17 protein-coding genes and 1 rRNA gene are annotated in these 18448 nt (G+C 69.0%); 3 read left to right on the forward strand and 15 right to left on the reverse strand.

What is annotated here, in order from left to right; all coding sequences use genetic code 11:
- Positions 1 to 19: 19 nt before the first annotated feature.
- The 15 genes from ACT3UF_RS09320 to idi form a co-directional block, all read right to left on the reverse strand.
- Complete coding sequence (locus tag ACT3UF_RS09320) at positions 20 to 754, reverse strand: sugar phosphate isomerase/epimerase family protein (RefSeq protein ID WP_441446297.1); 735 nt, start codon at positions 752 to 754, stop codon at positions 20 to 22.
- Positions 755 to 811: 57 nt separating this feature from the next.
- Positions 812 to 1651 carry a carbohydrate ABC transporter permease gene (locus ACT3UF_RS09325; protein ID WP_345081801.1) on the reverse strand — a complete coding sequence of 280 codons (840 nt, stop codon included), beginning with the start codon at positions 1649 to 1651 and terminating at the stop codon, positions 812 to 814.
- Positions 1644 to 2621 (reverse strand): carbohydrate ABC transporter permease, encoded by a 978-nt coding sequence (locus ACT3UF_RS09330; protein WP_442332158.1) that lies wholly within the window; start codon positions 2619 to 2621, stop codon positions 1644 to 1646. The genes ACT3UF_RS09325 and ACT3UF_RS09330 overlap by 8 nt, the downstream gene beginning before the upstream one ends.
- A 74-nt stretch (positions 2622 to 2695) precedes the next feature.
- Positions 2696 to 4006: an ABC transporter substrate-binding protein gene (locus ACT3UF_RS09335; protein ID WP_442332159.1), complete on the reverse strand. Its 1311-nt coding sequence runs from the start codon at positions 4004 to 4006 to the stop codon at positions 2696 to 2698.
- A gap of 246 nt (positions 4007 to 4252) precedes the next feature.
- Positions 4253 to 5278 carry a LacI family DNA-binding transcriptional regulator gene (locus tag ACT3UF_RS09340; RefSeq protein ID WP_444599101.1) on the reverse strand — a complete coding sequence of 342 codons (1026 nt, stop codon included), beginning with the start codon at positions 5276 to 5278 and terminating at the stop codon, positions 4253 to 4255.
- Between the two features lie 171 nt (positions 5279 to 5449).
- Entirely contained in the window at positions 5450 to 6211 is a 762-nt protein-coding gene (locus ACT3UF_RS09345; protein WP_442332161.1) for an SDR family NAD(P)-dependent oxidoreductase, read from the reverse strand.
- An 87-nt stretch (positions 6212 to 6298) separates the two neighbouring features.
- Positions 6299 to 7183 (reverse strand): prenyltransferase, encoded by an 885-nt coding sequence (locus ACT3UF_RS09350; RefSeq protein ID WP_442332162.1) that lies wholly within the window; start codon positions 7181 to 7183, stop codon positions 6299 to 6301.
- A complete protein-coding gene (locus ACT3UF_RS09355) occupies positions 7180 to 7488 on the reverse strand; it encodes a lycopene cyclase domain-containing protein (protein WP_442332163.1) in 309 nt (102 codons plus the stop codon). The genes ACT3UF_RS09350 and ACT3UF_RS09355 overlap by 4 nt, the downstream gene beginning before the upstream one ends.
- Positions 7485 to 7919, reverse strand: a complete 435-nt coding sequence (locus ACT3UF_RS09360) for a lycopene cyclase domain-containing protein (RefSeq protein ID WP_442332164.1) — start codon at positions 7917 to 7919, stop codon at positions 7485 to 7487. The genes ACT3UF_RS09355 and ACT3UF_RS09360 overlap by 4 nt, the downstream gene beginning before the upstream one ends.
- Complete coding sequence (gene crtI / locus ACT3UF_RS09365; RefSeq protein WP_444599100.1) at positions 7916 to 9571, reverse strand: phytoene desaturase family protein; 1656 nt, start codon at positions 9569 to 9571, stop codon at positions 7916 to 7918. Before crtI ends, ACT3UF_RS09360 begins: the two co-directional genes overlap by 4 nt.
- Positions 9568 to 10434, reverse strand: coding sequence for a phytoene/squalene synthase family protein (locus tag ACT3UF_RS09370; RefSeq protein WP_345081829.1), 867 nt, complete (start codon positions 10432 to 10434; stop codon positions 9568 to 9570). Before ACT3UF_RS09370 ends, crtI begins: the two co-directional genes overlap by 4 nt.
- Positions 10431 to 11231, reverse strand: coding sequence for a tryptophan-rich sensory protein (locus tag ACT3UF_RS09375; RefSeq protein ID WP_442332166.1), 801 nt, complete (start codon positions 11229 to 11231; stop codon positions 10431 to 10433). Before ACT3UF_RS09375 ends, ACT3UF_RS09370 begins: the two co-directional genes overlap by 4 nt.
- Positions 11228 to 12778 (reverse strand): SDR family oxidoreductase, encoded by a 1551-nt coding sequence (locus tag ACT3UF_RS09380; RefSeq protein ID WP_444601027.1) that lies wholly within the window; start codon positions 12776 to 12778, stop codon positions 11228 to 11230. Before ACT3UF_RS09380 ends, ACT3UF_RS09375 begins: the two co-directional genes overlap by 4 nt.
- Complete coding sequence (locus ACT3UF_RS09385) at positions 12775 to 13911, reverse strand: polyprenyl synthetase family protein (RefSeq protein WP_442332168.1); 1137 nt, start codon at positions 13909 to 13911, stop codon at positions 12775 to 12777. Before ACT3UF_RS09385 ends, ACT3UF_RS09380 begins: the two co-directional genes overlap by 4 nt.
- A complete protein-coding gene (gene idi / locus ACT3UF_RS09390) occupies positions 13908 to 14507 on the reverse strand; it encodes an isopentenyl-diphosphate Delta-isomerase (protein WP_442332169.1) in 600 nt (199 codons plus the stop codon). The genes ACT3UF_RS09385 and idi overlap by 4 nt, the downstream gene beginning before the upstream one ends.
- A 52-nt stretch (positions 14508 to 14559) precedes the next feature.
- Between idi and ACT3UF_RS09395 the strand changes: the two genes are divergently transcribed.
- The 3 genes from ACT3UF_RS09395 to ACT3UF_RS09405 all read left to right on the forward strand — a co-directional run bounded on the left by ACT3UF_RS09395 (position 14560) and on the right by ACT3UF_RS09405 (position 18401).
- Positions 14560 to 15090, forward strand: coding sequence for a MarR family winged helix-turn-helix transcriptional regulator (locus tag ACT3UF_RS09395; protein WP_441446335.1), 531 nt, complete (start codon positions 14560 to 14562; stop codon positions 15088 to 15090).
- A gap of 155 nt (positions 15091 to 15245) precedes the next feature.
- On the forward strand, positions 15246 to 16391 hold the full coding sequence (locus ACT3UF_RS09400) for a 50S ribosomal protein L11 methyltransferase (protein WP_441446334.1): 1146 nt from the start codon (positions 15246 to 15248) through the stop codon (positions 16389 to 16391).
- A gap of 490 nt (positions 16392 to 16881) precedes the next feature.
- A 16S ribosomal RNA gene (locus tag ACT3UF_RS09405) occupies positions 16882 to 18401 on the forward strand.
- Positions 18402 to 18448 lie beyond the last annotated feature (47 nt).

The following is an 18448-nucleotide window of genomic DNA, read 5'->3' on the forward strand; positions in this document are numbered from 1 at the left end:
GCTGGGGTGGTGGCCCCGGTCAGACGGCGGTGCGCAGGTGCGCGATCGAGTCGGCGATGCCCTCGAACATGTCCCCTGCGAAGTCATCGAACTCGATCACGCCGTAGGCGACCTGTGCGGAGGCGTCCAGGGTCTGGGCCAGCGGCATCTTCCCGGAGCCCAGCGGCAGCTGTGCGGCGGGGTCCTCGGAGAGGTCGCCGTCCTTGAGGTGCACCAGCTGCACGCGCTCGCCGAGGGTGCCCAGCAGGGTGGGGAGGTCTGCGCCGCCCACCGCCGCCCAGTAGGTGTCGATCTCGAGGATGACCTGCGGGTCCAGCTCGTCGGCGAAGAGCTCCAGGGCGCTGCGGCCCTCGAGCTGGGAGGCGAGCTCGAAATGGTGGTTGTGATAGCCGACGCGGATCCCTGCTTCGGCCGCAGCGGTGGCGCGCCGGTTGAGCGTCTCGGCGAGCGCCCGCACCTTGCCGGCGTCGGTCCAGTCCTCAGGGTTCCAGAACGGGTCGATCAGGTACTTCACGCCGACTGCCTGGGCGGCCTCGAGGACCTCGGGGAAGTCCACCTCGCCCAGGAAGGACTGGTGGGCGCTGGGGAAGTCGATCGGGAACTGCTCCCGGGCGCGCACCAGCTCATCGCGGTATTCCAGCAGGTGGTAGGGCTCGGCGTGCGTGAGGCCGAGCTCGACCAGGCGGGCGACGGTGCCGGGGAAGTCGATCGCGAGGGCCTCGCGCACGCTGTACATCTGGACGGAGATCTCCATGGGGATCCTCTCGGGGTCGGGAAGAGCGGTGGGGATGGATGGTGGGGAGAGGCGGGGCTACTTGACGGCGCCGGCGGTGAGCCCGGCGACGAAGTTCTTCTGCATCATCAGGAAGCCCACGACCACCGGGATCGACACCGCGAGCGAGGCGGCGAGAACCTGGTTCCAGTAGACGTTGGTCTGCGTGGCGTACTGCCGTAGGCCCACGGCCAGGGTGCGGGTGTCCTCCGTGGTCAGCACGGAGGCGAACAGCACTTCTCCCCAGGCGGTCATGAAGGCGTAGATCGCCACGGCCACGATGCCCGGGCGGGCGGCGGGCAGGATGATGCGCAGCAGGATGGTGAGGTTGCCGGCGCCGTCCACCTTGCCGGCCTGGTCCAGCTCCCGCGGGATGCCGTCGAAGTAGCCCACCAGCATCCAGATCGCGAACGGCAGCGAGAACGTCAGGTAGGTGATGATCAGCCCGATGCGGGTGCCCACCAGCGGGATCCCGAAGGTCGCATCGATGTTCACGAAGATCAGGTACAGCGGCAGCAGGAACAGCACACCGGGGAACATCTGGGTGGACAGCACCGTGGTCATGAACGGGCCCCGGCCGCGGAACCGCCAGCGGGAGACGGCGTAGGCGGCGAGGGTCGCCACGACCACGCTGAACGCGGTGGCGACCGTCGTGACGATCAGCGAGTTCATGAAGTAGCGGGCCAGCGGCACCGTCGACCACATCTCGACGAACGGTGCGAAGGTGATGGTGGAGGGGATCCAGGAGAACCCGGACTGCACATCGCCCAGCGGCTTCATCGAGGTGGTGACCATGACCCACAGCGGCACCGCGACGAACACGGTCAGCCCGATCAGCACGATGATCCGGAAGATCTTCTCTCCGACGGTCTCACGCATTGCGCTTCTCCTTCTTCCACTGGGTGAAGTAGAGGTACACCAGCGACACCGCCAGCAGGAACAGCAGCAGCAGCACGCTCATCGCGCTGCCCACGCCGAAGTCCCAGGACAGGAACGAGGCGTTGTAGATGTGGAAGCTGATGAGGTCACCGGCCGGAGGCTGCGCGGTGCCGAACAGCACATAGGGGGTGTTGAAGTCGTTGAACACCCACAGGAACATCACCAGCAGCAGGGTCTGGTTGACCGGGCCCAGCATCGGCAGAGTCACCGAGCGCCACTGCCGCAGCGGGCTCGCGCCGTCCATCGCGGAGGCCTCGTACAGCTCGCCGGGGACCGACTGCAGACCGGCCATGAACATGAGGAACGCGAAGGGCCACATGCGCCAGATCGCGACCACCACGACGGAGATGAAGGCGTTGTCGCCGATCAGCCAGAACGGGGCCTGGTCCATCAGGCCCAGCTGGTCCACCAGCAGATGGTTCACCGCGCCGGTGTCCCGCTGGAGCATGAAGTTCCAGGTGATCACCGCGGCGTAGAGCGGCAGGGCGTAGGGGATCAGGAACAGGGTGCGGAAGATGCCGCGGCCACGGAAGGGACGCTGCAGGGCCACGGCTGCGGCCATCCCCAGTCCCCAGCTGATGCCCACCACCAGCGCCGTGAAGGCGAGGGTGACCAGGAAGGAGTTCAGCAGCTCCTGACCGACGGGGGTGTTCAGATCCACCGCGATCTGGTAGTTCTCCAGCCCGGCGAACGGGGCCTCGGTCCAGCGGCGGATGAAGAACTTGGTCAGCTCGATGAAGCTCATCCAGAACCCGGTGGCCATCGGAACGATGTGGATCAGCAGCTCGAGCAGCATCGCGGGCGCGATGATCAGGTACGGGAACAGGTGATGGCGGGGGCGTCGGGGGCTGGGCCGGTCGGGACGCTCCGGCGGCGCCTTGGTGCCCTTCGGGGCGATCAGGCTGGTCATGGGACTCTCTTCGTCGGGGTGGCGGGCGCGCGGCGGCCGACGGGGGAGCGTGCCCCCGTCGGCCCCTCGGAGCCTCAGATGCGGATCGAGTCCTGCGCGGTCTGCATGGCGGTGACGACGTCCTCGCGGCTGACGGTGCCGCCGGTGGCGATGGTGGCGAACATGTTGTTCATCGCCTGGCCCACGGAGGTCTCGAACTGGTCCTCCCACGGCACCAGCGGCAGCGGCTCGGCGCGCTCGCCGTAGATCTCCATGAACATGGCGGCCTGCTCGGTGTCCTCGGTGAAGGTGGGCTCACCGTCTGCGAGCACGGGCAGGGAGGCGAAGGGCTTGCCCAGCTCGGCCTGCGTCTCCGTGGAGGTCATGAAGTTCAGGAACTTCAGGGCGCCCTCCACGTTCTCGGTGTCCTGCATGATCGCGAGGTTGATGCCGGCCAGGTGCGAGGCGCAGTCGCTGGGGGCATCGGCCGGGGCGGGGAAGGGGACCGCGGCGAACTGTTCCGGGGCCATCCCGTTGGATTCGATGGTCGCGTTGGCATTGTTCTGGTTGATGATCATCGCGGCCTCGAGATTGGCGAAGGCGGTGACGGACATCGTGCCGTTGTCGAACTGGGCGTTGGAGGGGTTGACGACCTTGTGCTCCTGCATCAGATCCAGGTAGCGCATGATGCCGTCGACCACGCCGTCCTCGGTGAAGGAGGGCTTGCCGTCCGCGGTGTTCAGGGCGGCGCCGTTCTGGGTGGCGTTGATGAACGCGAAGTGGTTGTTCTCCGTGTACGAGCCCGCGGCGAGGGACATGCCGTACACGCCGTTGGCCTCATCGGTCAGGGCCTTGGCGGCCTCGACCATCTCCTCCCAGGTGGTGGGCGGCTCGATGCCGGCATCCTCGAACATCTTCACGTTGTAGTACATGCCGTAGGCGAGGCCGTAGAGCGGGATCGAGGTGGGGTCGGTGTCGACCGCACCGCCGGTGGCGAGCGCGGCCGGGACGTAGCGGTCGCGGCCGCCGAGCGCCTCGAACTCGGCATCACCCAGCTCGAGCAGACCGCCGGTGGCTTGGAGGCTGACTCCCCAGGTGTTGCCGATGTTCAGCACGTCGGGACCCTGGCCGGACGTGATCGCAGTCTGGATGCGGGTCTGGAGGTCCGCCCAGCCGATCACCTCGAGGGACACCTCGATGCCGGTCTCCTCGGTGAACTTCTCCAGGACGGGGGTGAGCACCTCCTTGTCGTTCTCGAGGCTGGTGCCCTGGTTGGAGGCCCAGTAGGTGAGCTTGTCCGGGCTGTCGTTCGAGCCGCCCGAGCCGGAGCCGGAGCCGCAGGCGGCGAGGCCCGCGGCGGTCACGGCGGCGAGCGGGGCTGCGGACAGAAGTGTGCGTCGTCGCATCGGAGTTCTCCTTGGTGCACCGTCGGCTGTGACGGGTCGGATGGGTTGCGGACCGCCCGCTGGATCGCCGGCAGGTCGCTCGCTGGATCGGTGGCCGGAGTGGCTGCCGAATCGATTCAGTACTTAATCGATTCGGTCAGTATCGCCACGAGACGCATCGTGTGTCAACAGGGTGGTGCCGACGGGTGGTGACGGCAGGCTGGTGTCCGCCGGGGGCGACAGCAGAGCGGGGCTCTGGGCCGGGACTCAGCTGCCGGTGGAGGCGCGGGGAATCAGCGTCGCCTCAGCGACCTCCAGCACCTTCTCGATGTCGTCCTGGCCTTCGATCTGGCGCACCAGCAGGTCTCCGACGCTGTGCCCCATCTCGAAGGGGCGCCGGGAGAGGGCGGTGATCGCAGGCGAGGTCACCTCAGCGATCAGCGAGTCGTCCCAGCTGATCAGTCCCAGCTGGCGGGGCACGTCGATGCCGGCCTCCTGGGCGCTGCGCAGCGCGCCGATCGCGAGCAGGTCGCTCGAGGCGATGATCGCCGGCCGGGCGCTCACGGCGCAATCCGCCTGCGCGAAGGCGGAGCGCCCGCCGTCGATCGTGTAGCGACCGGAGGCCCAGCTGTGGGGAAGCCCGTGCTCGGCGCACAGCTCCTGGATCCGGGTGCGACGGCGCTCCTCGTGGGCGTAGCCGGCCGGACCCGTGAGCTGGATGCAGCCGTCGTAACCGCGCTCGAGGAGATGATCGATCACCGTGCGGGCGTCCGGCCACTCGGCAGATTCCACCCTCACGAAATTCTCGGGGCCCTGATAGTGGCCGAGCAGGCCGAATGCGAGGTTCAGGGATTCCAGCAGCGCCGGGCGAGGGTCGTCCTGGGCGAGGTCGAGCAGCACCACCCCGTCGACTCGGCGTTGGCGTGCCCAGGTGCGGAACACCTCGGCCTCCTGGCTGCCGCCGCCTGTCACGAAGCGGACCATCAGCTCATAGCCATGGGCGGACGTCGCAGATTCGATGCCTGCGGTGACCGAGGAGTAGAACGGTTCGCGGGAGACTTCCTCGGGATCCCTGACCAGCACCAGTCCGATGTTTCCGCTGCGCCCGCGGCGCAGCGCCTGAGCGCCGGAGTGCGGGGTCCAGCCGACGGTGCGGGCGTGCTCGAGGACCCGCTCGCGCAATGCGGCGCTGACTCCCGGCTTGTCATTGAGCGCGTAACTCACTGTGGCGGCAGAGATGCCGAGGTCACCGGCGATGGTGGCGACTGTCGGGCGAGTGGACTTCCGCGGCATAGGGATGCTTCCAGTTCTGACGGCGTGCGGGCCGGGCCGGAGGGGATCGCCAGCGCGGAGGGTGCCTCGGGTGGCGGGGACGCTGGATTCGCACATGATAGATCCCAGGTCTGCACCTCCTGTCAGCACGGTCAGTCAGCAAGGCCGGTCTGCACGGTCAGTGGGCAGAACTCAGGTGCGCAGGTGCGAGGCGCCGTTGAGGTCCAGGATCGTGCCCGAGGCCCACTGCGCGGCGGGGGAGGTGAGGTAGAGGATCGCGGCGGCGACCTCCTCGGCCGTCCCCACCCGTCCGAACGGGCTCTGGGCCCGCAGCGCCTCCCCGGCTGGGCCCTCGAGCTTCGCGTGCTGGCGTTCGGTGGCGATGAACCCTGGCGCCACCGAGGCGACCGCGATGCCCTGCGGCGCCAGTGCGAGGGCCAGCGACTGGCCCAGGGCGTGCAGCCCGGCCTTCGCTGCGGCGTAGGCGGGGGCGTCCGGCTCTCCGCGGAAGGCACCCCGCGAGCCGACGTTCACGATCACTCCGGGTGCCTCGCGGGCGATCAGCGACCGGGCGACCAGGTAGGACAGGTTCGCGGGCGCGGTGAGATCGACGTCGAGCATCCGCGTAAAGCGCTGCTGCCAGGTGGCGTAGTCGACGTCGGCCACTGGGTGGTCGGTGCTCTCGCCGGGGGCGATGCCGGCGTTGTTGACCAGGATGTCGATCTGTCCCAGCCCGTCCTGCGCCTCTTGGACGACCCGCTGCGCGCTCGCCGGATCGGAGAGATCCCCGCCCACCAGCACATGGCCCCTCCCGTGGAGCAGGGTGAGGGTCTCCTCTGCAGCATCCCGATTCGTGCCGTAGTGCACGGCCACTCGCTCCCCTCGCTCGCTCAGCGCGATCGCGGTGGCACGGCCGATCCCGCGGGAGGCTCCCGTGACCAATGCGCATCTCATCGTGTGGCTCCTGTCCTGGCGGCGGTGCCCGGCAGCGGCGGGGCACGGTGCCATCATCGGGCATTGCCACGGTAGGGCGGATCCCGGTCAGCGGGTGAGCGCGAGCCAGATCAGCAGCTGGGTGAGCAGGAACCCGGTGATCAGGTTCAGCCACAGGAACCGGCGCCAGCCCCGATTGGCCAGCACTGCGTGCTCGTCCGGCAGCGAGCGGAAGGGCCAGGTGCTGAGGAGATAGGGGAGCACGAGCAGCCCCGCGAGCATTGCCGGCCAGCCGGCCAGCAGCATGACCAGGCCGGCGGCGCCGTACAGCCCGATCGAGACCCGCACCGTCGCCGCAGCCCCGATCACGGTCGCGATCGAGCCGATGCCCGCGGCCCGATCGGGCTGGACGTCCTGGACCGCGCCGAAGGCATGGGAGGCCATGCCCCACAAGAAGAATGCTGCGAGGCTCGCCGCCGCGGTCACTCCCACCGGTGCCCCGGTCAGGGCCAGTCCGAACGCTGCGGGACCCATGAAATGGGTGGAGGAGGTGATCGAGTCCAGCACCGGCCGCTCCTTCAGCCGCAGCCCCGGTGCGGAATAGCCGACCACCGCGACCAGCACGATCACCAGCACCACCGCGGAGGTCAGCCCGCCCCAGGCCAGCAGCGCCACCACGAACGGCAGCGCGAGCAGCCCTGCCGACCACAGCGTCACCGCATGCCAGCGCTGGTCCAGGACGATGCCCTCGACGCCGCCCTTGCGGGGGTTGCGGAGGTCGGATTCGTGGTCGAACACATCGTTCACGCCGTACATCAGCAGGTTGTAGGGCACCAGGAAGAACAGCGTGCCGATCACCAGCGGCGCATCCACCCTCCCTCCGGCCAGCAGGTACGCGGCGGCGAAGGGGTAGGCGGTGTTGATCCAGCTCAGCGGGCGCGAAGAGGCGAGCAGCTGCGTCGCCGCCCGGATGCCGGCGGGCGCGCCGCTCATCGTTCACGCTCCGGGGTCAGCAGCAGCCATAGCGAGGGCAGCAGCAGCCCGGCCGCGAGGGGCCAGGCGAGGTCCTCCACCGGGGCCAGCCCTATCCGCGGGCCCAGCAGCAGCGACTCCTCGAAGCGGAACAGATCGACCGCGATCATCAGCGAATCGAACAGCACGGTCATCACCAGGAGCACAGCGATGGTGGCGCCCGTGAGCAGCCACCAGCGGCAGCCGGGGCGGCGGAGCACCACTGCCAGGGCGGTGGCCAGCATGGGGCCGATCAGGAACAGGCCGGCGAGGGCTGCGTAGCTCATCGCTCCTCCTCGAGGGTCGGGGCTGGCGGGGCCGAAAGGGCCGATGGGGCCGGCGGGGCCGGCGGGGCCGGCGGGGCCGACAGGGCCGACAGGGCCGTGCGCCGGGCGGGGTCGCTGAGGCGCCGGCCCAGCCTCGCCAGGAGTCCCCACGTCACCAGGGTGAAGTAGCACAGGAAGGTGATGAACACGAGCTCCTCGAGCGGCAGCTCGGGGGCGAGCATGATCCCGGTCATCAGCGCGCTCTGCCCCATCCCGTAGTGTCCGGCCGCAATCGCGGCGAGGTCCCACAGCAGGAAGTATCCGATGCCCAGGGCGAGCACCAGGAGGGTGCGGCGCGGCGCGCGCCAGAGTGCCAGCCCGAAGCGTCGGTCCAGCAGCCCCATGCAGAGCGACGGGACCAGCAGGCCGATCAGGTACACCGATGAGGTCATGCGATGACTTCCTCGGCGGGCTCGGGCTCGGGCTCGGACTCTGGCTTGGATTTGGACTCGGACTCGGGCTCGGGCAGCGGGGAGGCGGAGCGGTCGCCGCGCAGTCGCTTGGCGACCAGCTCCGCGCTGATCAGGCACATCGGCAGCCCGATGCCCGGGATCGTGCTGGATCCGGCGTAGAGCAGCGAGTCGACCTTCTTCGAGGCGTTGCCGGCGCGGAAGAAGGCGCTCTGGCGCAGCGTGTGCGCGGGGCCGAGCATGCTGCCCTGCCAGGCGCCGAGATCCTCGGAGAATTCGGCGGGGCCCACGGTGCGGCGCACCACAATCCGGGAGGCCAGATCCGGGATCCCGGCCTGCTCGGCGAGCATCGTGATGGCCTCGTCGGCCACCCGCTCCACCGCCACGCTGCCGGCGCCGTCCAGCCCGCCGCGCCCGAGCCCGGGATCAGCGGGAACGGGCACCAGCACGAAGAGGTTCTCGTGCCCGGCAGGGGCGACCGACGGATCGGTGGCCGAGGGGCGGCATACATAGGTCGAGGCGGGGGAGGGCACACGCCCCTCGCGCAGGGCGCTGAAGTTCTCATGCCAGTCGCGGGTGAACAGCAGGGTGTGGTGCGCCAGCTGCGGCAGCGCGCCCTCCACCCCGAGCATCACCAGCACCGCCCCGGGCCCGGGGGTGCGTCGCCGCCACCAGGAGTCGGGGAAGGTCTGCAGGTCCCGCGGCAGCAGGGTGGTCTCCACCCGGTGCAGGTCGGCGGTGGCGACCACCACGTCGGCGGGCAGCGTGCGGGTTCTCCCATCGGGCCCCTGCACCTGGACGCCGCTCGCCCGCGGTCGGCGCCGACCACCGAGCCGCGCAGCATCAGCGGTGGTGAGGATCCGGGTGGCGCGGGTCGAGGTGTGCATCCGCACGCCTTCACGGGCAGCGAGGTCGGTGATCGCGCCGATCAGATGGGTGAACCCGCCCTGCGGGTACTTGACCCCGCCGGTGAGGTCCAGGGCGCTCATCAGGTGGTACATGCTCGGGGTGCGGTCCGGGGAGGACCCCAGGAACACCGCCGGGTAGCCGAGCACCTGCCGCAGCCGCGGGTCTCGGAACCTGCGCGCGACGAAGCGCTCGAGCGGCTCGGTGAGCAGCTGCAGCAGACGCGGTGCCTGCAGCGCGACCCGCGCGGAGAGGAAGGGTCGCAGCGAGGTGAACGAGGTGTAGAGGAAGCGTTCGAGGGCCACGTCGTAGGTGCGGGCGGCCGAGTCGAGATGCTTCGCCAGCTGCAGGCCCGCGCCCGGTTCGATCTCCTCGAAGGCATCGGCGTTGCGCGCGGCGGAGGCGCGGATGTCCAGCGGATCCTCATGCCCCTCGAAGAACACCCGGTAGCCGGGATCCAGTCCCTGCAGATCGAGCTGCTCGGCGGCGGAGGTCCCCAGCAGGCGGAAGAAGTGGTCGAAGACCTCGGGCATCAGATACCAGGAGGGGCCGGTGTCGAAGCGGAATCCGTCCCGCTCCCAGCTGCCGGCGCGGCCGCCGAGCTGCTCACGAGCTTCCACCAGATCCACCGAGAAGCCATCGCGGGCGAGCAGGGCAGCGGTGGCGAGGCCGGAGATGCCGCCGCCGATCACCACGGCGGTCCGGCGCGTCCCGGATGCGGCGCTCATCGGCTCACCCCGAGCAGGGTGCGGGCGAGGATCGCTGCCTTCTCGTAGTCGGCGACCCGCACCCGGGCGCGACGGATCTGCTGCGCCGGGGTGGCGCGCAGCCGGCGTGAGAGAGCGCTGTAGAAGCCGTGGGCGGCGGCCACCGCGCGACGGCTCGAGGCGGGCAGATGGGGGATGGCGGTGGCGGCATGGGCGAGGTCGGTGTCGATGTCGTCGAGCAGGCGGTCCCGCTCGGCGTCGCCGAACTGCTCGATCTCCAGGCCGGGGAAGTAGGTGCGCCCCAGCTCATCATGGTCCTCGGCGAGGTCTCGCAGGAAGTTCACCTTCTGGAAGGCGGCGCCGAGTGCGCTCGCCGCCGGGGCGAGCCGTGCGTAGGCGGCCTCGTCCCCGCCCAGGAACACCCGCAGGCACATCAGCCCCACCACTTCGGCGGAGCCGTGCACGTATTCCGCGAGGCTCGCCTCGTCGTGCGTGGAGACCGCGAGATCCGCGCGCATGGACGCGAAGAAGGGGTCGAGGAGGTCGGGGCCGATGCCGCAGCGCCGGGCCGTGAGGGCGAAGGCCTGCACCACGAGGTTGGTGGAGCGGGCGCCGGCCACCGCGCGTGCGGTCTCGGCGGCGAGGTCCTCCAGCAGCTGGGACCGTTCCGCGACCGAGAAGGAGGGGTCCGGGTCGTCGACCGTCTCATCGGCGATGCGGACCAGCGCGTAGATGCTGCGCACGTGGGTGCGCACCGGCTCGTCCAGCAGCCGGGTCGCCCAGCCGAAGGAGGTGGAGTACCCGGCGATCACGCAGCCGGCGCTGCGCTGGGCGACCAGGTCGTAGCGGCTGGTCGGCATCTCCACCGTGGTGTGCCGGCTCATCGCTCGCTCCGACCGGCGAGTGCGGACGCTCCGCGCTGCGGGCGCAGCCACTGCGCGGCGGCCGCGAGGGCGATCACGGTCGCGACCGCCGCGGCGGCGATCGCCACGCCCGGGGCATGGGGCTCGTCCGTCGCCCGCCCGACGGCGATCCACGCCAGGCCCCAGATCATCGCCAGCGGTGCCGCGACCGGCCGCCGGCCGGCGAGAGTGAGCCCCACCCCGATCACGGCGACGACCGCGAGCACCGCGACGGCCAGAAGCGAGGGGACGCCGAACCCCAGGAATCCGGCGCCCTTGAGCGCTGCAGCGATGTTCGCACAGGTCGCCACGCTCACCCAGCCGAGGTACAGGCCGAAGGTGCCGTCCACGACGATCCGCTCCGGCAGTCCGCCCGGCGGCGTGGCCGCGATCCGACGGAAGAGGTCGGCGAGGACCACCAGCAGCAGCGCGATGACGACCACGCTGAGCGCCACCCAGCCGGCCTGGATGGTGAGGATCCACGCCGCGTTCAGCAGCAGCGAGAGGATCGCGCCGGGAGCGATGCCGCGCGCATCGCGCCGGTCCCACCACTGCCACAGGGTGTAGGCGCCCAGGCCCACGTAGATCACGGACCAGATCGTGAAGGCGGAGCCGGCAGGCGCGAGGTGGGTGGAGTCTGCGGCGAGCAGACCGCCTGCGGCCTCGGCGATCGGGTCGCCACCGAAGGCGCCGACGCCGATCGCGGTGCCGACCATCGCCAGCAGGAAGCTGACGGTCACGGCGAGCTGACGGGCGAGCGGACGCGGGGGGCGGGTCATGCTGTCTCCTCGGTGTCGGTGTCGGTGTCGGTGTCGGTATTCACGGCGCGGCGGCTATCAGGCGGCGCGGCCTCTGCGGCGCGGGCGATATTTCGCTGCATGCCGCCGAACACGATCCCGTGGAAGGGCCAGACGGCCCACCAGTACAGGTCGCCGAGCAGTCCGTGCGGATGGTAGATCGCGCGCTGGTGGAGGATCGAGCCGCCGTCGTCGGCCTCCTGGACGCCGAGCTCGAGCCACGCCTGTCCCGGCACTCTCATCTCGGCGCGCAGGCGCAGCAGGCGGCCCCGTTCGAGGCGTTCGACCCGCCACCAGTCCAGGGCGTCGCCGACGGCCAGCTTGTCGGGGTGGCGGCGACCGCGGCGCAGGCCGGGCCCGCCCACGAGGCGGTCCATCAGCCCGCGCGAGATCCAGCCCAGGCGCCAGGAGTACCAGCCCCGTCGGCCGCCGATGCCCTCCAGCACTGCCCACAGGGTCTCGGGGGAGGCGTCGACGGGGCGCTGCCGCTCGTCCCCTCGCACGATGCCGCCGGACCATTCGGGGTCCTCGGGCAGCGGGGAGGACGGAGCGCCGGCGGGTGTGGCGGAGTGCCAGGCGGTGGCGACGTCGAGCTCCCGGACGCGAGCCAGGGCCAGCTCGATCGCACGATCCACACTGGTCAGGCCGCCCTCGGGGGCGGGGATCAGCGCGCGCAGATCCGCCTCGGCGGCGACCGATTCGTGGATGAGCGATTCGACCAGTGGGCGCGCGATGCCGGTGGGCACCGGCGTGACCAGGCCGATCCAGTGGCTGGCCAGCCGCGGGGTCAGCACCGGCACAGTGAGGATCCGCCGCTGCGGGAGCCCGGCCGCTCGGGCGTAGGCCTGGAGCAGCTCGGCGAACGTCAGCACGTCGGGCCCGCCGACGTCGAAGGTGCGATTCGGTGCGCCGTCGAGCCGGGCCGCGCCGACGAGATAGTGGAGCACGTCGCGCACGGCGATGGGCTGGATCCGATTGCGCAGCCACTGCGGGGCGATCATCACCGGCAGGCGCTCTGCGAGGTGGCGCATGATCTCGAAGGAGGCGCTGCCGGAGCCGAGGATCACTGCCGCTCGCAGCACCACCGCGGGGACTGCGCCGGCGAGCAGGATGTCGCCGACCTCCTTGCGGGAGGCCATGTGCGTCGAGAGTTCCTCGCCGTCGGGATGGATGCCGCCGAGGTAGACGATGCGCCCCACGCCGGCCCGTGCGGAGGCGTCGGCGAAGGAACGAGCGCCCTGCCGGTCGCGGTCGGCGAAGCTGCGGCCGCCGCCCATCGCGTGGATCAGGTAGTAGGCGACGTCGACTCCGTCGAGCGCGGCCTCCAGGCTCGCCGGGTCCTGGACGTCGGCCTCCACCACCTCGACCCGGTCCCGCCAGGGGCGGTCCTGGAGTCGGTCGGCGTGGCGCGCCATCGCGCGCACGCGAAATCCGGCGTCGAGCAGTGCGGGGACCAGGCGGCCGCCGATGTACCCGCTGGCACCCGTGACCAGGACCAGCGGGGCAGCATGTGGAGCGGGGGTGCTCATGCGGGAAGCTCCTCTTCTGCCCGTCTGCGGGGAGCGGGCGATGGCGGTGCGTGCTGAGGGGCGGACGTGGGAAGCGTGAGCTCCGCGGCGCGGAGGATCTCCGCGGTCGCGAGGTCGAGGGAGGTGACGAGGCCGGGCGGCAGGTCGTGACGCGCGGCCGCCTCTGCGGCGCTGCTCACGTGCCACCGGGCGAGGTCCTCGACCCAGGCGCGGGATCCGCCGGCGGTCAGCAGCTCCCGGGCGCGCTGCGCCTCCTGTTCGCCCAGGTCCTCGCGCCCCAGCAAGGGCTCCAGTGACGGCCAGATATCCGTGGTCGAGGCATGGGCGATCAGCGCCGTGCGCTTGCCCTCCCGCAGGTCGCCGAGGGCGCTCTTGCCAGTGCGTCGCTCGTCGCCGAACATGCCGAGCAGGTCGTCGAACAACTGGAACCCGATGCCGAGCAGGCTCCCGATCTCGTCGAGTGCGCTGAGCACCTCGGGGGAGGCATCGGCCAGGATCGCGCCGGCGCGCAGCGGCAGCTGGAAGGAGTACAGGGCGGTCTTCAGTTCGGCCACCGCGAGCGCTTCGCGGAGCACCACGGGACCATCTGCCGGGCCCAGCTGGAGGCGCACGTCGGCGAGCTCACCGGCGGCCGTGGCGTGCAGGGTGCTCTCGAAGAGGTCGAGCAGGCGCTCGACCACGGGAGCAGGGGCCTCGCACCTGACGATGGCGCGCAGTGCCGCCACCAGCCCCAGATCGCCCGCGAGGATGCCGGCCGCCTCCCCGAGCCGCTGCGCCTCGCTCGCACCGGCTCCCCGGTGTCGGGCGTCGGCCGCGATCCCGCCCGGAAGGCTGGGTGCCCCGCGGCGCACCTGGTCGCCATCGATCACGTCGTCCTGGACCACGAAGGCGGTATGCATCAGCTCGAGGGCGGCGGCGGCTTGGACCGCAGCAGGCCCGCGGGATCCGCCGAGCGCCTCGTGGGTGGCGAGCAGCAGGTTCGGCCGAAATCGCTTGCCGCCGCCTGTGGCGCGGGAGAAGGCTGCCCACAGGTCATCGTGGTCGGGCAGCGGCAGAGTGCCGGGCCTGGTCGCTCCGAGGCGCAGCTGTCGCTGGATCTCCTGCTCGACGGCCCGGTGGTGCACCGTGCTCATGAGGTGCTCGCGGGGATGCGCTCCAGGACCTCGCGGAGCTGCGGGACCTGGGCTGTCGTCCACGGGCTGAGGGTCCACGGCGACAGCTCCACGAGAGCGGCGAGCTCCGCGGGGTCGACCCATCGCAGATCCATCACCTCCGCGGGATGGGGCACCGGCTCGCTCCCGGCTGCAGCGACGAAGACCGGGCAGATCTCGTTCTCGACGATGCCGGAGGCGTCCACGGCCCGGTAGCGGAAGTCGGGCAGGACCTCCCGGGGAGGGCCGACCTCCATGCCCAGCTCGTGCATGGCATGCCGCGCGATCGCCTCGGCGAAGGTTTCGCCCTGGCGGGGGTGGCCGCAGAAGGAGTTCGTCCATACCCCCGGCCAGGTGCGCTTGGTCAGTGCGCGCCGGGTGAGCAGGACCCGTCCGTCGGGCCGCACCACATAGCAGGAGAAGGCCAGGTGCAGGGGAGTGGCGGTGGAGTGGACCGTGGCGCGCGGAGCCAGCCCTCGAGGAGTTCCGTCCTCCTCCATGAGGATCACGTGGTCCTCTGCGGTCGCCTGATCCTGTGCGGTGGTGCCTGGGTGGGTGCTCTGTCGTGCGCTCACCATGCCTGCATCCTCTAGTTAGCCGGGCTATCTAATTTCACTGTAGCATCCACGTATGACCGACACGCCAAGGAACCCCGACGAGGGGCGGAGCAACCGCTACTGGTACGACGGGAATGACTCCCCCGTCGCCCTCCTCAGTGCCTTGCGCGCCTTCCGTGTGGCGGATCAGGAGCTGCGCCGTCGGATGAGCGAGGGAATGGACATGAACACCACCGATCTCGCTGCCCTGAGATTCGTGATCGCCAATGAGCTCTCGGCAGAACCGGTGACACCCCTGCGACTGGCGGCGAACCTGCGCATCTCCGGCCCGTCCACCTCGAAGCTGATCGACCGGCTGACCGCTTCGGGTCACCTGCGGCGCGTGCCCCACCCCGAGGATGGCCGGTCGAGGATCGTGATCGCGACGGACCATGCCCACTCCCAGGTGCGGGAGCGCCTGGGGCACATGCACGAGCGGATGCTCGAGATCGCACAGCAGGTGCCGGCCCCGGCGAGGGCGGCCGCCATCGCATTCCTGCAGGCGATGGCGGAGCAGCTCGACGCCGAAGCGGCACCGCCGGAGCTGACGCAGCGCGGGACCTGAGGGTCCGAGCTCTGCGGCGGCACCCGAGGCGGGTCGGTGAGGCCAGGTGGGATACTGGGGTTCCGACGAGAGGGCCTCGTCGCGAGGACCCACCCCGTGCTCCGACACCGATGTGATGCCGGTTCCTCGTGACGTCGACGTCCAGGGAGCATCCGATGTCCACGATCAGCTGGACCGAGAACAGCACACCGCGCACCGCACGATGGCATTCCGAGAACGGCGCTCCGCCGCCCGAACGGCTCGAGATCGTCGACGACACTGTCACCGCGAACGCCGCCCTGCGCAGCATCCGCGCCGGCGCCGGCCTGCTCTGGCGCGGTGACTACCACAACGCCCGCCAGCTGCTCACAGCCATCGGGCGCCGGGCAGATCGGCGCGCGCTGCCCAAGAACCTCGACGTCGCACGACTGTTCCAGGCGCACCGAGCAGCGCGGGCGGAGCGCGCCAGGCTGCTGGGCGGGGTGGTGGTGATGCTCGAGCCGGGGCACCGCCTCGCTCTGCGCCGAGCCCCGGACGTCGCCGCGGCCTGCCAGCAGGCATACGGAGAGCTCACAGAACCGATGCTCATCTCCCTCTCGGAGCTGCTCGGAGTGCTCAGCGCCCGCCAGTGGCAGGAGAAGGGCGTGCCGATCTCAGCCCTCGAGGCCCAGATCCATCCCCGCCACAGCGTGTTCTCCCCGGTGCGCTCGGAGTACGTGGACCTCGTGGCGCAGGCACCCATGCCCGAGGTCGAGGGAGGGGCAGAAGCCTTCGACCTCGGCACAGGAACCGGCGTGCTGGCAGCAGTGCTCGCGCGACGGGGTGCGGCACGTGTGGTCGCCACCGACATCAATCCCCGCGCAGTCGACAACGCCCGGGAGAACATCCAGCGCCTGGGCCTCGAGGACCGCGTCGAGGTGCTCGAAGCGAACCTGTTCCCGCCCGGGCAGGCGGACCTGGTGGTCTGCAATCCGCCCTGGCTCCCCGGGACGGCGACCTCGGCCCTCGAGCTGGGGATCTATGACGAGGACTCGAGCATGCTCCGAGGAGTGCTCGACGGCCTCAGCGCCCATCTGCGACCCGGAGGGGAGGGGTGGCTGATCCTCTCCGACCTCGCCGAGCACCTGAAGCTGCGCAGTCGTGACGAGCTCCTGAGACTGATCGACACGGCCGGCCTGGAGGTCATCGGCAAGGTCTCCACCTCTCCTCGTCACCCCCGCTCTCAGGATCCGCACGATCTGCTGCACGCCGCCCGCTCTCAGGAGGTCACGACCCTGTGGCGCCTGCGCCCGGTGGCCGACCCAGATCCGGTGGCCGGCTGAGGCGGGAAGCCTGAGGGCGCTCAGGCGGGCCGGAAACCTACCGTCAAGTAGCCAGGCGCTGACCTCGACAGATGCGCAGAAAGTCGGTGTGGTCGAGGCCACTTCGGAAATGGTCGTTCTGGCTTGACGGGGGTGCGTCAGGCCCGTAATGTTCTTCCTCGTGCCCCGGACAACGGGAACAAGGAACGGCCAGCGTGCCAGACCGAAATTCCCGCACTGACCTGGCACGGAAGGTCTTCCGAAAGAAGATTGCGGCGCGGATCACACCGCAGCGATTTGACTCGGAGAACTGGAAGTTGTAAGTTAGCGGAGTTGCCTCGGGACGGAGAGCCGAAAGGTTCGAAGCCCGGAGTGCGCGTGTTGCTTGATATCTCAATAGCGTGTCTGTTTGTTGATGCCATTATTTTGAATGGCAATTATAATACGGATGATACAGCAGTTATATGCTGGTTGTTTGTTTATGTTGTCAGGATACTGTTTTTCATGTTTTTTCATGGAGAGTTTGATCCTGGCTCAGGACGAACGCTGGCGGCGTGCTTAACACATGCAAGTCGAACGATGACGGTGGTGCTTGCACTGCCTGATTAGTGGCGAACGGGTGAGTAACACGTGAGTAACCTGCCCCTCACTTCGGGATAACCTCGGGAAATCGTGGCTAATACCGGATATGAACTTCTACCGCATGGTGGTTGTTGGAAAGATTTATCGGTGAGGGATGGACTCGCGGCCTATCAGTTTGTTGGTGAGGTAATGGCTCACCAAGACGATGACGGGTAGCCGGCCTGAGAGGGCGACCGGCCACACTGGGACTGAGACACGGCCCAGACTCCTACGGGAGGCAGCAGTGGGGAATATTGCACAATGGGCGAAAGCCTGATGCAGCGACGCCGCGTGAGGGATGACGGCCTTCGGGTTGTAAACCTCTTTCAGTAGGGAAGAAGCGAAAGTGACGGTACCTGCAGAAGAAGCGCCGGCTAACTACGTGCCAGCAGCCGCGGTAATACGTAGGGCGCAAGCGTTGTCCGGAATTATTGGGCGTAAAGAGCTCGTAGGTGGCTTGTCGCGTCTGCCGTGAAAACCCGAGGCTCAACCTCGGGCGTGCGGTGGGTACGGGCAGGCTAGAGTGTGGTAGGGGAGACTGGAACTCCTGGTGTAGCGGTGAAATGCGCAGATATCAGGAAGAACACCGATGGCGAAGGCAGGTCTCTGGGCCATTACTGACACTGAGGAGCGAAAGCATGGGTAGCGAACAGGATTAGATACCCTGGTAGTCCATGCCGTAAACGTTGGGCACTAGATGTGGGGGACATTCCACGTTTTCCGCGTCGTAGCTAACGCATTAAGTGCCCCGCCTGGGGAGTACGGCCGCAAGGCTAAAACTCAAAGGAATTGACGGGGGCCCGCACAAGCGGCGGAGCATGCTGATTAATTCGATGCAACGCGAAGAACCTTACCAAGGCTTGACATGCACCGGGCGACTGCAGAGATGTGGTTTTCTTCGGACTGGTGCACAGGTGGTGCATGGTTGTCGTCAGCTCGTGTCGTGAGATGTTGGGTTAAGTCCCGCAACGAGCGCAACCCTCGTTCTATGTTGCCAGCACGTCATGGTGGGGACTCATAGGAGACTGCCGGGGTCAACTCGGAGGAAGGTGGGGACGACGTCAAATCATCATGCCCCTTATGTCTTGGGCTTCAAGCATGCTACAATGGTCGGTACAATGGGTTGCGAAACTGTGAGGTGGAGCGAATCCCAAAAAGCCGGCCTCAGTTCGGATTGGGGTCTGCAACTCGACCCCATGAAGTCGGAGTCGCTAGTAATCGCAGATCAGCAACGCTGCGGTGAATACGTTCCCGGGCCTTGTACACACCGCCCGTCAAGTCACGAAAGTCGGTAACACCCGAAGCCAGTGGCCCATCCTCGTGAGGGAGCTGTCGAAGGTGGGATCGGTGATTGGGACTAAGTCGTAACAAGGTAGCCGTACCGGAAGGTGCGGCTGGATCACCTCCTTTCTAAGGAGCATCACCAATTATGGTGGCCATTTTCCTGCCCGAGTGTG

The sequence above is a fragment of the Brachybacterium sp. AOP24-D1-21 genome, assembly GCF_052378665.1.
Classification (GTDB): Bacteria; Actinomycetota; Actinomycetes; order Actinomycetales; family Dermabacteraceae; genus Brachybacterium.

Excerpts from the sequence above, each read along its gene's own strand:
- ACT3UF_RS09320 (WP_441446297.1), bottom strand. The coding sequence starts at position 754 with ATGGAGATCTCCGTCCAGATGTACAGCGTGCGCGAGGCCCTCGCGATC.
- ACT3UF_RS09325 (WP_345081801.1), bottom strand. The coding sequence starts at position 1,651 with ATGCGTGAGACCGTCGGAGAGAAGATCTTCCGGATCATCGTGCTGATC.
- ACT3UF_RS09330 (WP_442332158.1), bottom strand. The coding sequence starts at position 2,621 with ATGACCAGCCTGATCGCCCCGAAGGGCACCAAGGCGCCGCCGGAGCGT.
- ACT3UF_RS09335 (WP_442332159.1), bottom strand. The coding sequence starts at position 4,006 with ATGCGACGACGCACACTTCTGTCCGCAGCCCCGCTCGCCGCCGTGACC.
- ACT3UF_RS09340 (WP_444599101.1), bottom strand. The coding sequence starts at position 5,278 with ATGCCGCGGAAGTCCACTCGCCCGACAGTCGCCACCATCGCCGGTGAC.
- ACT3UF_RS09345 (WP_442332161.1), bottom strand. The coding sequence starts at position 6,211 with ATGAGATGCGCATTGGTCACGGGAGCCTCCCGCGGGATCGGCCGTGCC.
- ACT3UF_RS09350 (WP_442332162.1), bottom strand. The coding sequence starts at position 7,183 with ATGAGCGGCGCGCCCGCCGGCATCCGGGCGGCGACGCAGCTGCTCGCC.
- ACT3UF_RS09355 (WP_442332163.1), bottom strand. The coding sequence starts at position 7,488 with ATGAGCTACGCAGCCCTCGCCGGCCTGTTCCTGATCGGCCCCATGCTG.
- ACT3UF_RS09360 (WP_442332164.1), bottom strand. The coding sequence starts at position 7,919 with ATGACCTCATCGGTGTACCTGATCGGCCTGCTGGTCCCGTCGCTCTGC.
- crtI (WP_444599100.1), bottom strand. The coding sequence starts at position 9,571 with ATGAGCGCCGCATCCGGGACGCGCCGGACCGCCGTGGTGATCGGCGGC.
- ACT3UF_RS09370 (WP_345081829.1), bottom strand. The coding sequence starts at position 10,434 with ATGAGCCGGCACACCACGGTGGAGATGCCGACCAGCCGCTACGACCTG.
- ACT3UF_RS09375 (WP_442332166.1), bottom strand. The coding sequence starts at position 11,231 with ATGACCCGCCCCCCGCGTCCGCTCGCCCGTCAGCTCGCCGTGACCGTC.
- ACT3UF_RS09380 (WP_444601027.1), bottom strand. The coding sequence starts at position 12,778 with ATGAGCACCCCCGCTCCACATGCTGCCCCGCTGGTCCTGGTCACGGGT.
- ACT3UF_RS09385 (WP_442332168.1), bottom strand. The coding sequence starts at position 13,911 with ATGAGCACGGTGCACCACCGGGCCGTCGAGCAGGAGATCCAGCGACAG.
- idi (WP_442332169.1), bottom strand. The coding sequence starts at position 14,507 with ATGGTGAGCGCACGACAGAGCACCCACCCAGGCACCACCGCACAGGAT.
- ACT3UF_RS09395 (WP_441446335.1), top strand. The coding sequence starts at position 14,560 with ATGACCGACACGCCAAGGAACCCCGACGAGGGGCGGAGCAACCGCTAC.
- ACT3UF_RS09400 (WP_441446334.1), top strand. The coding sequence starts at position 15,246 with ATGTCCACGATCAGCTGGACCGAGAACAGCACACCGCGCACCGCACGA.